The sequence below is a fragment of the Enterobacter cloacae complex sp. I3 genome (assembly GCF_014896175.1).
Lineage (GTDB): Bacteria > Pseudomonadota > Gammaproteobacteria > Enterobacterales > Enterobacteriaceae > Enterobacter > Enterobacter bugandensis.
The window spans coordinates 239,175-250,771 of sequence record NZ_JADBQZ010000002.1 but is presented as its reverse complement, the minus strand read 5'-3'; the positions used below and the strand labels follow the sequence as shown (position 1 = coordinate 250,771).

Annotated in this window: 11 protein-coding genes; 9 read left to right on the top strand and 2 right to left on the bottom strand. The window is 54.7% G+C overall.

Annotated elements, in window-relative coordinates:
* Nucleotides 1-244: 244 nt before the first annotated feature.
* The 9 genes from IM271_RS02505 (at nucleotide 245) to IM271_RS02465 (ending at nucleotide 9,323) form a co-directional block, all read left to right on the top strand.
* Nucleotides 245-1,465 carry a diguanylate phosphodiesterase gene (locus tag IM271_RS02505; protein WP_028012862.1) on the top strand — a complete coding sequence of 407 codons (1,221 nt, stop codon included), beginning with the start codon at nucleotides 245-247 and terminating at the stop codon, nucleotides 1,463-1,465.
* A 188-nt stretch (nucleotides 1,466-1,653) separates the two neighbouring features.
* Complete coding sequence (locus IM271_RS02500) at nucleotides 1,654-2,382, top strand: MerR family transcriptional regulator (protein WP_049000802.1); 729 nt, start codon at nucleotides 1,654-1,656, stop codon at nucleotides 2,380-2,382.
* A 313-nt stretch (nucleotides 2,383-2,695) separates the two neighbouring features.
* Complete coding sequence (gene sufA / locus IM271_RS02495; RefSeq protein WP_041910386.1) at nucleotides 2,696-3,064, top strand: Fe-S cluster assembly scaffold SufA; 369 nt, start codon at nucleotides 2,696-2,698, stop codon at nucleotides 3,062-3,064.
* Nucleotides 3,065-3,072: 8 nt separating this feature from the next.
* Complete coding sequence (gene sufB / locus IM271_RS02490; RefSeq protein ID WP_028012865.1) at nucleotides 3,073-4,563, top strand: Fe-S cluster assembly protein SufB; 1,491 nt, start codon at nucleotides 3,073-3,075, stop codon at nucleotides 4,561-4,563.
* A 9-nt stretch (nucleotides 4,564-4,572) separates the two neighbouring features.
* A complete protein-coding gene (gene sufC / locus IM271_RS02485; protein ID WP_041910384.1) occupies nucleotides 4,573-5,319 on the top strand; it encodes a Fe-S cluster assembly ATPase SufC in 747 nt (248 codons plus the stop codon).
* Entirely contained in the window at nucleotides 5,294-6,565 is a 1,272-nt protein-coding gene (gene sufD, locus IM271_RS02480) for a Fe-S cluster assembly protein SufD (protein WP_063942590.1), read from the top strand. Before sufC ends, sufD begins: the two co-directional genes overlap by 26 nt.
* Nucleotides 6,562-7,782 carry a cysteine desulfurase SufS gene (gene sufS / locus IM271_RS02475; protein WP_193052119.1) on the top strand — a complete coding sequence of 407 codons (1,221 nt, stop codon included), beginning with the start codon at nucleotides 6,562-6,564 and terminating at the stop codon, nucleotides 7,780-7,782. The genes sufD and sufS overlap by 4 nt, the downstream gene beginning before the upstream one ends.
* A 13-nt stretch (nucleotides 7,783-7,795) precedes the next feature.
* Entirely contained in the window at nucleotides 7,796-8,212 is a 417-nt protein-coding gene (gene sufE, locus IM271_RS02470) for a cysteine desulfuration protein SufE (RefSeq protein ID WP_028012869.1), read from the top strand.
* A 97-nt stretch (nucleotides 8,213-8,309) separates the two neighbouring features.
* Nucleotides 8,310-9,323, top strand: coding sequence for a L,D-transpeptidase family protein (locus IM271_RS02465; RefSeq protein WP_028012870.1), 1,014 nt, complete (start codon nucleotides 8,310-8,312; stop codon nucleotides 9,321-9,323).
* 60 nt (nucleotides 9,324-9,383) lie between these two features.
* Here the strand turns inward: IM271_RS02465 and lpp are convergent, their stop codons facing one another.
* Both lpp and pykF read right to left on the bottom strand, forming a co-directional pair.
* The gene (lpp, locus tag IM271_RS02460) at nucleotides 9,384-9,620 is read right to left on the bottom strand and encodes a murein lipoprotein Lpp (RefSeq protein WP_001082307.1); all 237 of its coding nucleotides are present in this window, start codon (nucleotides 9,618-9,620) and stop codon (nucleotides 9,384-9,386) included.
* A 309-nt stretch (nucleotides 9,621-9,929) separates the two neighbouring features.
* Nucleotides 9,930-11,342 (bottom strand): pyruvate kinase PykF, encoded by a 1,413-nt coding sequence (gene pykF / locus IM271_RS02455; RefSeq protein WP_014883536.1) that lies wholly within the window; start codon nucleotides 11,340-11,342, stop codon nucleotides 9,930-9,932.
* Between the last annotated feature and the right edge of the window lie 255 nt (nucleotides 11,343-11,597).

Genomic DNA, 11,597 nt, shown 5'->3' with positions numbered 1-11,597 from the left:
AATCAGGATATATTTTATAAATGCTCTATTTTTCAATTGCTTGTTCATTGCTCATGAAACGGTAATGCTACAGAATATATTGTACAAAACGCACGGCCGCTGTTAAGTTGTACAACACTTGTGAGAGTGCCATTAACGGGCGTAAATGATTGAGATGTAAATTATTTGTGAGGCAATTAATGTGCTATAAGAGAAGTCTCTCCACATGTTTTTGTGGTCAAAACCCTTAACCCCCAGGAATCGCATGCTTACAACCATCATTTACCGCAGTCATATCTGCGAGGACGTTCCAGTGAAAGCACTGGAAGCTATGGTCGCTGCTGCAAATAATAAAAACCGGCAAGCCAACGTCACGGGGATCTTGCTGTTTAACGGCACACATTTTTTTCAGTTGCTTGAGGGGCCAGTGGAGCATGTTTCTGCTATTTATGAGGAGATCTGCAACGACCCGCGACACCATAACGTAGTCGAGCTGATGCGCGATCACGGGCCCGTTCGGCGTTTTGGCAAGGTGGGCATGGAGCTTTTTGATTTGCGCCAGTTCGACAGGAACGAGGTGCTGCAACAGGTGCTGAACAAGGGAACAACACGCTATCAGCTGACTTACAATGACCGTCCGCTGCAGTTTTTCCGTACCTTTGTCGAGGCCACGGAAAAAGCGAACTATTTTGAACTGCCGCCTGCGGATTCCTGGGAGTTCGTTCGCGAAGAAACACGCTTGTCAGCGCAACCCGAGGTAATCGCGAAAGGAGCGGATTGCAGCTTTGCTTTCCAGCCGATAGTCGATCCGTTTATGCAGCAGGTTGTCTCCTGGGAGGCGCTTCTCCGCACGCCTGACGGCGGCGCACCGGGGATCTACTTTGCCAATCTGCCGCGTGACGACGTGTATACCTCTGATTTGCACAGCAAGCAGGTGGCCCTCTCAATGGCCAGTGCACTCGGGTTGCAGAACCAGACGTTATCCCTCAACCTGCTGCCTATGACGCTGGTTAACATTCCTAATGCCGTTGATTTCCTGCTCACCGCAATTGAAGCAAACGGTTTTGTCCCTGAGCAAATTGTGGTGGAGTTTACCGAAAGTGAAGCCATTTCCCGTTTTGACGAGTTCACGGATTCAGTCAGACAGCTAAAAAGTGCAGGCATCAGCGTGACGATCGATCACTTTGGTGCCGGCTTTGCGGGACTACAGCTACTGGCCCAATTCCAGCCCGACAGAATTAAGATTAATCGAGATCTCGTCGCGAACGTGCATAAAAGTGGCCCTCGACAGGCCATCATTCAGGCGATTATCAAATGCTGTTCCTCGCTTGAAATTCAGTTCTGCGCGGTCGGCGTGGAGAAGGCAGAAGAGTGGATGTGGCTGGAATCTGCGGGCATTTCCCAGTTCCAGGGCCATCTGTTTGCAAGCCCCCGGCATGGCGGAATTCCGGCGATTGCATGGCCGGAGAAGAAATTCGATTTTTGATAAAGCTGTACAAAATTCGGCAGACTTAGCTGTACGAGAAGCAAACTTTAGACAACAATGTATTAACAGGTGAAGGGAGAACGACCCCTTTCACCTGAGCAAAATGCGTTCTTAGTTATACAAATGGTTTGTACAATCTGATAAGGTTGGTGTAGTTAGGTATGGAAGTTCTGAGCGTGAGGGAGTTAATGGCCTATTACAGTATCGGCGAAGTGGCCGAACGATGCGGTATCAACCCCGTTACGCTGCGTGCCTGGCAGCGACGTTATGGATTGTTGAAGCCGCAGCGCAGCGAAGGGGGTCATCGTCAGTTTGACGATGAAGATATCCTGCGTATTGAAGAGATCAAACGCCTGATGAAAAGCGGCGTTTCGGTTGGAAAAGTAAAAGCCTTGCTGGAAAATAAAGAAGTCCTGACTCAGGGTAACTGGGTTTCGTTCCAGGAAGAGATGATGACCGTTCTGCGTTATGCCAGCCCGGCAAAGCTGCGCGCCAAAATCGGTGAGTTCCGCCGGGAGCATGCCATGGATGCGCTGATTGATAACATCATTTCCCCCGTCCGCCAGCGAATGAATCAGGATCAAAATACTGTACGCCACATGGCGAGCATGCTTGACGGCGTCCTGATTGAATTCGCGGTTCTAAGCCTGGCGGAGTCGCGCAAGAAAGCGGGTAAAGATGCGTTGCTTATCGGCTGGGAATGCGATGACCGTACCCATCTTTGGCTTGAAGCCGCGCGGCTGGCGCAGCAAGGCTGGCACATTGACGTGCTGGCGGACCCGATTGATTCTCCGCGTCCTGAACTTTTCCCGGGGCAAAAAATCTTCGTCTGGACGGGAAAAACGCTAACACCGCGTCAGCAGGAACAGCTCGACCACTGGCGTGAGCAGGGTTTTAGCGTTTCATTTCACCAATAATAATCAGAGGCCTTGAGGGCCTTTTATTGTTTTAGACACTTCCAGAACAAAAGCTATCTCAAAAATAGGCATTTCCGATACATATTTTACTTTTCCTCTCTTCGCTGTTTTCTACAACAGATAATCCATTAATTTTCAAAGTATTGAACAATTAAATCCATCCCGCCCGCATCTTCTGACAGGGTCTATGCTTAATAAAAGTAGACAAAAAGGGCGGTTTAGCCGAATGCCCCTGCTGACAGAGGGTTGAAGTGATAATCGTTATCACTAACATGGTGTTATGCCCTGATGGCTAATCAGATGAGGTGGACCTATGGAACTGCATTCAGAAACCTTCAATCCTGCCGATTTTGCCTGGCGAGGATTAACGCTCACGCCTGCGGCGGCGGCGCATATCCACGAGCTGGTGGCAAAAAATCCCGACATTCTCGGCGTGCGCTTAGGCGTTAAGCAGACCGGCTGCGCGGGCTTTGGCTACGTGCTGGATACCGTCACCGCACCGGAAAAAGATGACCTGGTGTTTGAAACCGACGGCGCAAAGCTGTACGTCGCGCTGCAGGCTATGCCGTTTATCGATGGAACCGAAGTGGATTACGTGCGGGAAGGTTTAAACCAGTTATTCAAATTTCATAACCCGAAAGCCCAGAACGAATGCGGCTGCGGCGAAAGCTTTGGGGTATAGGCGGTACTATGTCTCGTAATACTGAAGCAACGAGTGATGTAAACACCTGGAGCGGCGGACACCTCAACTATAAAGAGGGTTTTTTCACGCAGCTGCAGACCGACGAGCTGGCGAAAGGCATTAATGAAGATGTGGTGCGCGCCATTTCGGCCAAACGTAACGAGCCCGAGTGGATGCTCGAATTTCGCCTGAGTGCGTTCCGCGCCTGGCTGGAGATGGAAGAGCCGCACTGGCTGAAAGCCCACTACGACAAGCTGAACTATCAGGATTACAGCTACTACTCCGCGCCCTCCTGCGGCAGCTGTGACGATACCTGCGCCTCGCAGCCCGGCGCGGTCCAGCAAACCGGTGCCGAGAACAGCTTCCTGAGCAAAGAGGTTGAAGAGGCGTTTAACCAGCTGGGCGTACCCGTGCGCGAGGGGAGAGAGGTGGCGGTAGACGCCATTTTCGACTCCGTCTCGGTGGCGACCACCTACCGTGAAAAGCTGGCCGAACAGGGGATCATTTTCTGCTCCTTTGGCGAAGCTATTCATGACCACCCCGATCTGGTGAAAAAGTACATCGGCACCGTGGTACCGAGCAACGATAACTTCTTCGCCGCGCTGAATGCCGCGGTAGCCTCTGACGGCACCTTTATCTACGTGCCGAAAGGCGTGCGCTGCCCGATGGAGCTCTCCACCTATTTCCGCATCAACGCCGAAAAAACCGGACAGTTCGAACGCACCATTCTGGTAGCGGACGAAGGCAGCTACGTCAGCTATATCGAAGGGTGCTCCGCCCCGGTGCGCGACAGCTACCAGCTGCACGCGGCGGTGGTTGAGGTCATCATTCACAAAGACGCCGAGGTGAAATACTCCACGGTGCAGAACTGGTTCCCCGGCGACGGCAATACCGGCGGTATCCTGAACTTCGTCACCAAGCGAGCGCTGTGCGAAGGCGAAAACAGCAAAATGTCCTGGACGCAGTCGGAAACCGGCTCCGCTATTACCTGGAAATACCCGAGCTGTATTCTGCGCGGGGATAACTCCATCGGTGAGTTTTACTCTGTGGCGCTGACCAGCGGGCATCAGCAGGCCGATACCGGCACCAAGATGATCCACATTGGGAAAAACACAAAATCGACGATTATTTCGAAGGGGATCTCCGCCGGGCATAGCCAGAACAGCTATCGCGGGCTGGTGAAAATCATGCCGACGGCCACCAACGCGCGTAACTTCACCCAGTGTGATTCAATGCTGATCGGTGCCGACTGCGGGGCGCATACCTTCCCGTACGTGGAGTGTCGCAACAACACGGCTCAGCTGGAGCACGAGGCGACCACGTCGCGCATTGGGGAAGATCAGCTCTTCTACTGCCTGCAGCGCGGCATCAGCGAAGAAGATGCCATTTCGATGATTGTGAACGGCTTCTGTAAGGACGTGTTCTCTGAACTGCCGCTGGAATTCGCCGTTGAAGCACAAAAACTCCTCGCCATTAGTCTTGAACACAGCGTCGGTTAAGGAAAGCACATGTTAAGCATTAAAGATTTACAGGTTAGCGTGGAAGAGAAAGCGATCCTGCGCGGTCTCAATTTTGACGTCAAGCCGGGTGAAGTTCACGCCATCATGGGGCCAAACGGCTCCGGGAAAAGTACGCTTTCAGCGACGCTGGCGGGACGCGAAGATTACGAAGTGACAGGCGGCTCGGTCGAATTTAACGGCAAAGATCTTCTGGAGATGTCGCCGGAAGACCGTGCGGGTGAGGGCATCTTTATGGCCTTCCAGTACCCGGTGGAAATTCCGGGCGTCAGCAACCAGTTTTTCCTCCAGACGGCGCTGAATGCGGTGCGCAAGTATCGCGGCCAGGAGGCGCTGGATCGCTTCGACTTCCAGGATCTAATGGAAGAGAAGATCAAACTGCTGAAAATGCCGGAAGACCTGCTGACCCGCTCGGTCAACGTCGGCTTTTCCGGCGGCGAGAAAAAGCGTAACGATATCCTGCAGATGGCGGTGCTCGAGCCCGAGCTGTGCATTCTGGATGAGACCGACTCCGGTCTGGATATCGACGCCCTGAAGATTGTCGCCGACGGGGTGAATTCCCTGCGCGACGGCAAGCGCTCGTTCATTATTGTCACCCACTACCAGCGCATTCTGGACTACATCAAGCCGGACTATGTCCACGTGCTTTACCAGGGACGTATTGTGAAATCCGGTGATTTTACGCTGGTTAAACAACTGGAGGAGCAGGGTTATGGCTGGCTTACCGAACAGCAGTAATGCGCTCCAGCAGTGGCACCGGCTGTTTGAGGAGCAGGGTAATACGCGCTCCGAGCAGGCGCAGCAGCACCTGCAGCAGATGCTGCGCCTCGGCCTGCCGACGCGGAAGCATGAGAACTGGAAATACACCCCACTCGACGGCCTGCTGAACGGCGAGTTTGTGACGCGTCTGGCAGAGATTGACCCGGCCCGGCGTGACGCTCTGGCGCTGACGGTGGATGCGGTGCGTCTGGTCTTTGTCGACGGCGTCTGGCGTCCAGAACTGAGCGACGACGCCCGGGATAGCGGGTTCGATATCGTCATTAACGACGACCGCCAGAGCCTGAGCACCCCGGTTCAGCCGGAAGTCTTCCTCCACCTGACCGAGAGCCTGGCCCGCAGCGTGACGCATATTCAGGTCAAGCGTAACCAGCGTCCGGCAAAACCGCTGCTGCTGATGCACATCACCCAGGGCGTGGAGGGCGATGAGATCAACACCGCGCACTATCGCCATCACCTTGAGCTGGCGGAGGGGGCGGAGGCCACGGTAATCGAACATTACGTCAGCCTCAACGAGACCCGCCACTTTACCGGGTCGCGGCTGACGATGAACGTTGCCGCCAATGCGCAGCTTCACCATATTAAGCTGGCGTTTGAGAATCCGCAGAGCCATCATTTTGCCCATAACGATCTTCTGCTGGGCCAGGATGCAGCGGCGTACAGCCACAGCTTCCTGCTCGGCGGCGCGGTGCTGCGCCACAACACCAGCACGCAGCTTAACGGTGAAAACACTACGCTGCGCATCAACAGCCTGGCGATGCCGGTGAAGGCAGAAGTGTGCGACACGCGCACCTGGCTTGAGCACAACAAAGGCTACTGCAACAGCCGCCAGCTGCACAAAACCATCGTCAGCGATAAAGGGCGGGCGGTGTTTAACGGCCTGATTAACGTGGCCCAGCACGCCATCAAAACCGACGGGCAGATGACCAACAACAATCTGCTGCTGGGGCGCCTGGCGGAAGTGGACACCAAGCCGCAGCTGGAGATCTACGCCGACGACGTAAAATGCAGTCACGGCGCGACGGTCGGTCGGATCGACGACGAGCAGATGTTCTACCTGCGCTCGCGCGGCATCGACCAGCAGGCGGCGCAGAAAATGATCATCTACGCCTTTGCGGCGGAGCTTACGGAAGCGCTGCACGATGGCGTATTGAAGCAGCAGGTGCTGGCCCGCATTGGTCAGCGTCTGCCCGGAGGCGAAGCATGAATTTTCCCGTAGAGAAAGTGCGGGCCGATTTCCCGGTTCTGACCCGTGAAGTGAACGGCCTGCCGCTGGCCTATCTCGACAGCGCGGCCAGCGCGCAGAAGCCGAATCAGGTGGTGGATGCGGAAGCCGAGTTCTACCGCCACGGCTACGCCGCCGTGCATCGCGGTATTCATACCCTGAGCGCCGAGGCGACCCAGCGCATGGAAAACGTGCGCACGCAAATTGCAGCCTTCCTCAATGCACGCCTGCCGGAAGAGCTGGTATTTGTGCGCGGCACAACCGAGGGGATTAACCTTGTCGCCAATAGCTGGGGCAACGCCCAGGTGCGCGCGGGGGATAACATCATCATCACCCAGATGGAGCACCACGCCAATATTGTGCCGTGGCAGATGCTCTGCGAGCGTGTCGGCGCGCAGCTGCGGGTCGTTCCGTTGAACGACGACGGCACGCTGCAGCTGGAGCAGCTTGACGCCCTGCTGGACGATAAAACGCGGCTGGTGGCGGTCACCCAGGTCTCTAACGTGCTGGGCACCGAAAACCCGGTGACAGAGATTATCGCAAAAGCCCATCAGGCCGGCGCGAAGGTGCTGATTGACGGCGCGCAGGCGGTGATGCACCACGCGGTGGACGTGCAGGCGCTGGACTGCGATTTCTACGTATTCTCCGGGCATAAGCTCTATGGCCCGACCGGGATTGGCGTGCTGTATGTGAAAGAGGACATCCTGCAGGCGATGCCGCCGTGGGAAGGGGGCGGATCGATGATCGCCACCGTCAGCCTGACGGAAGGGACGACCTACGCCCGCGCGCCCTGGCGCTTCGAGGCGGGCACCCCCAACACCGGCGGAATTATCGGCCTGGGGGCGGCGGTGTCTTACGTCTCCGCAATCGGCCTCGACGCCATTCAGGAGTACGAACAGCTGCTGATGCACTACGCGCTGCAGGAGCTTGCCAGCGTGCCTGACCTTACCCTGTATGGCCCGGCTGACCGACAGGGCGTGATTGCCTTTAACCTGGGGAAACACCACGCCTATGACGTGGGCAGCTTCCTCGATAACTACGGCGTGGCCGTCCGTACCGGGCACCACTGCGCCATGCCGCTGATGGCTTTTTACCAGGTGCCGGCAATGTGCCGCGCATCGCTGGTGATGTATAACACAATGGAAGAGGTCGACAGGCTGGTGGCGGGGCTTAAGCGCATTCACCAGCTGCTGGGCTAAGAAGAGGCAAAAGATGGCAGAACTGCCGGACAGAGACAAATTGCTGCGCAACTTTGGACGCTGTGCAAACTGGGAAGAGAAGTACCTTTATATCATCGAGCTGGGGCAGCGTCTGCCGCCGCTCGGTGAAGAGGCGCATAACCCGGAAAACATTATTCAGGGCTGCCAGAGCCAGGTGTGGATTGTGATGGAGCAGTCTGACGACGGCACTATCGCCCTGCACGGCGACAGCGATGCGGCCATTGTAAAAGGGCTGATTGCGGTCGTCTTTATTCTTTACCACCGGATGTCGGCGCAGGATATCGTCGCGTTCGATGTCCGCCCGTGGTTTGAAAAAATGGCCCTGACCCAACACCTCACCCCATCCCGCTCCCAGGGGCTGGAAGCGATGATTCGCGCCATTCGCGCCAAAGCTGCAATCCTTAGCTAGACTTACAGAACAGCATTCATTCTGTTTCGCGAGGTGGTTCCCGCCTCGCTGGTTTTTCAGCTTTCTGGCATCCTGCCAGTGAATAAGGAATCTCAGCATGAAGCGCGCGTCTCTAATAACTCTATTACTCCTCAGTTCGCTCGGTACGTTTAATTCGGCCCGCGCGATGGACTATCCGTTGCCGCCCGCAGGCAGCCGTCTGATCGGGCAAAATCAAACCTACACGATACAGGAAGGGGATAATAAGCTTCAGACTATCGCCCGTCGGTTTAATACGGCGGCGCAGGTGATCCTTGAAACGAACAATACCATTGCGCCAGTAAACCCGGCGCCGGGTACCGTTATCACGATCCCGTCGCAGATGTTGCTGCCAGATACCCCGCGCGAAGGCATTGTGGTTAACCTGGCCGAGCTTCGGCTCTACTACTTCCCGCCGGGAGAAAATATTGTCCAGGTATTCCCGCTCGGCATCGGACAGCTGGGGCTGGAAACGCCGGTGAGCACCACCCGCGTCAGCCAAAAAATCCCTAATCCAACCTGGACGCCAACGGCGGGCATCAGAGCGCGTTCCCTGGCCCAGGGAATTAAATTGCCACCCGTCGTCCCGGCGGGGCCAAATAACCCGCTGGGGCGCTATGCGCTGCGTCTGGGAATTGGTAATGGGGAATATCTTATTCACGGTACCAGCGCGCCGGACAGCGTAGGTCTGCGCGTCAGTTCCGGCTGTATGCGAATGAACGCCCCGGATATTAAAGCCCTGTTTGAACAGGTGCGGGTCGGCACGCGGGTACAGATCATCAACGAGCCGGTGAAATTCTCGGTTGAGCCGGACGGTAAGCGCTATATTGAGGTCCACCGTCCGCTGGCGCAGGTGGAGGGCGAGAACCCGCAGATTTCGCCCATTACTCACTCGGCAGACTTTGCCACCTTTGTTTCTCAGGCCGGAAGCGATAAGGCGTTAATTGATAAAGCCCTGGCGCGCCGTGCCGGGATCCCGGTTGTCGTATCCGCGGGTAGCGGCCCGTCGGCCAGCAATAGCGTGTTGTCAGTGCAGAACAGCCGGGTGTCTGCTGCGGTAGCAGAAGAGGAAGGGGAAAAGGTAACGCAGTAGCAGTTTGACGCAGGCAAAAAAAATGGCGCACAATGTGCGCCATTTTATTAACAGGTACTATTACTTACGGTATTTAGTAGCCTGGTTGTCCAGACGCTGGTTAGCGCGAGCTGCGTCGTCTTTAGCAGCCTGAACGTCGGAACGCATTGCGTTCACGTCGTTGCTCAGCTGGTCAACTTTAGCGTTCAGAGTCTGAACGTCAGAAGACAGCTGATCGATTTTAGCGTTGCTGGAGCAACCAGCCAGCAGAGTAGAACCCAGGATTACCGCGCCCAGTACCAGTTTAGTACGATTCATTATTAATACCCTCTAGATTGAGTTAATCTCCATGTAGCGTTACAAGTATTACACAAACTTTTTTGGGTTGAGAATATTTTTTTGATGGGAATACGCCTATTTTTGATCGTTCGCTCAAAGAAGCATCGAATCAGTGCGTTTTGAGTAAAAAGCTATGTAAAAAAAGGCATTTTTCATCGGATTCATCTTAGATAAATCGCATTTAAATAGAAAAACCCGATTTGCTTTTTGAATGAATTTGGCTAATGCCGGGAATAAAAAAAGCGCCCATTGGGCGCTTTTTATCAAATTTAATTCGTTCGTGAATTATTACAGCACGTGAACGGAGGCAGTATTGGTTGTTCCGCTTGGTACCAGAGCACCAGAAACCATTACAACCACGTCGCCCTTCTGCGCCAGACCGCTTTCCAGAGCCATTGCTTTACCCTGAATGTAGAAATCGTCAGTAGAGGCGATCTCTTTGACCAGGTGCGCAACCACGCCTTTGCTCAGCACCAGCTGACGTGCGGTGGTTTCGTTGGTGGTCAGGGCCAGGATGGTGGCATCCGGGAAGTATTTACGCACTGCGCGCGCAGATTTACCGCCCTGGGTCGCAACAACAATCAGTGGCGCTTCCAGTTTCTCAGCGGTTTCTACCGCACCGCGGCATACTGCTTCAGTGATGCGCAGCTTGCGGCTGTCGTTGTTGAAGTCCAGACGGCTGGTCATCACGCGGTCAGTACGTTCGCAGATGGTTGCCATGATGCCGACCGCTTCCAGAGGGTATTTCCCTTTCGCGGATTCACCGGACAGCATTACTGCATCGGTACCGTCGAGGATGGCGTTCGCCACGTCGCCTGCTTCAGCGCGGGTAGGGCGTGGGTTTTTGATCATGGAGTCCAGCATCTGCGTGGCGGTGATAACCACTTTACGCGCGCGAACACATTTCTCGATCATCATCTTCTGGGCGAAGATCACTTCTTCAACCGGGATTTCAACGCCCAGGTCGCCACGAGCAACCATGATGCCGTCAGACGCTTCGAGGATTTCGTCGAAGTTGTTCAGGCCTTCCTGGTTTTCGATTTTGGAGATGATCTGGATCTTCTCGCCGCCGTGGGCTTTCAGGTGCTCACGAATTTCAACCACGTCGGAACGCTTACGGATGAAGGACGCCGCAACGAAATCAACGCCTTGTTCGCAGCCGAAGATCAGGTCCTGTTTGTCTTTCTCCGCCAGTGCTGGCAGCGCGATAGAAACGCCCGGCAGGTTAACGCCTTTGTTTTCGCCCAGGTCGCCGTTGTTCAGCACTTTACAGATAACCTTGTTACCTTCGATAGCGGTGACTTCCATACCGATCAGACCATCGTCGACCAGCACGGTGTTACCCACGGACAGATCGCTGGTGAAGCCTTCATAGGTGACCGCAACGATTTCGCTGTTACCAACAACGGATTTGTCGGTAGTGAAGGTGAAGGTCTGGCCCGCTTTCAGAGAGACGTCGTTACCGCCTTCCAGTTTGATGGTACGGATTTCCGGACCCTTGGTATCGAGCAGGATCGCCGCTTTTTTACCGGTCTTGCTCATCACGTTGCGCAAGTTCTGGATACGCTGACCGTGTTCTGCGTAGTCACCGTGGGAAAAGTTCAGACGCATCACGTTCATGCCGGCGTCCAGCATTTTGCTCAGCATCTCTTCGGATTCGGTTTTCGGGCCGATAGTACAAACAATTTTCGTCTTTTTCATGACAGTCTTAGTCTTTAAGTTGGGAAGGATATGGAAATCTCGCTCCGGGGGCGCACCGCCGCGGAGTCAAACCTGTGTTGCAAAAGAGTATATGACACGCACTAAGGATAGGAGACATCAAATGAGCGTGCAGAAGAAAGTGTGCCTGAGTGACAGCCCAACGAAGGAGAGGAGAAGTTGTACGTTGTTTTTTGTATTCCAAGCGCTGAAACCATTCACCAAGGATTTGGCGCGCATTATACGCTAATTTTAAGA

Bases quoted from the DNA above. Each gene is read 5' to 3' on its own strand.
- IM271_RS02505 (WP_028012862.1), top strand. From the start codon at position 245: ATGCTTACAACCATCATTTACCGCAGTCATATCTGCGAGGACGTTCCA.
- IM271_RS02500 (WP_049000802.1), top strand. From the start codon at position 1,654: ATGGCCTATTACAGTATCGGCGAAGTGGCCGAACGATGCGGTATCAAC.
- sufA (WP_041910386.1), top strand. From the start codon at position 2,696: ATGGAACTGCATTCAGAAACCTTCAATCCTGCCGATTTTGCCTGGCGA.
- sufB (WP_028012865.1), top strand. From the start codon at position 3,073: ATGTCTCGTAATACTGAAGCAACGAGTGATGTAAACACCTGGAGCGGC.
- sufC (WP_041910384.1), top strand. From the start codon at position 4,573: ATGTTAAGCATTAAAGATTTACAGGTTAGCGTGGAAGAGAAAGCGATC.
- sufD (WP_063942590.1), top strand. From the start codon at position 5,294: ATGGCTGGCTTACCGAACAGCAGTAATGCGCTCCAGCAGTGGCACCGG.
- sufS (WP_193052119.1), top strand. From the start codon at position 6,562: ATGAATTTTCCCGTAGAGAAAGTGCGGGCCGATTTCCCGGTTCTGACC.
- sufE (WP_028012869.1), top strand. From the start codon at position 7,796: ATGGCAGAACTGCCGGACAGAGACAAATTGCTGCGCAACTTTGGACGC.
- IM271_RS02465 (WP_028012870.1), top strand. From the start codon at position 8,310: ATGAAGCGCGCGTCTCTAATAACTCTATTACTCCTCAGTTCGCTCGGT.
- lpp (WP_001082307.1), bottom strand. From the start codon at position 9,620: ATGAATCGTACTAAACTGGTACTGGGCGCGGTAATCCTGGGTTCTACT.
- pykF (WP_014883536.1), bottom strand. From the start codon at position 11,342: ATGAAAAAGACGAAAATTGTTTGTACTATCGGCCCGAAAACCGAATCC.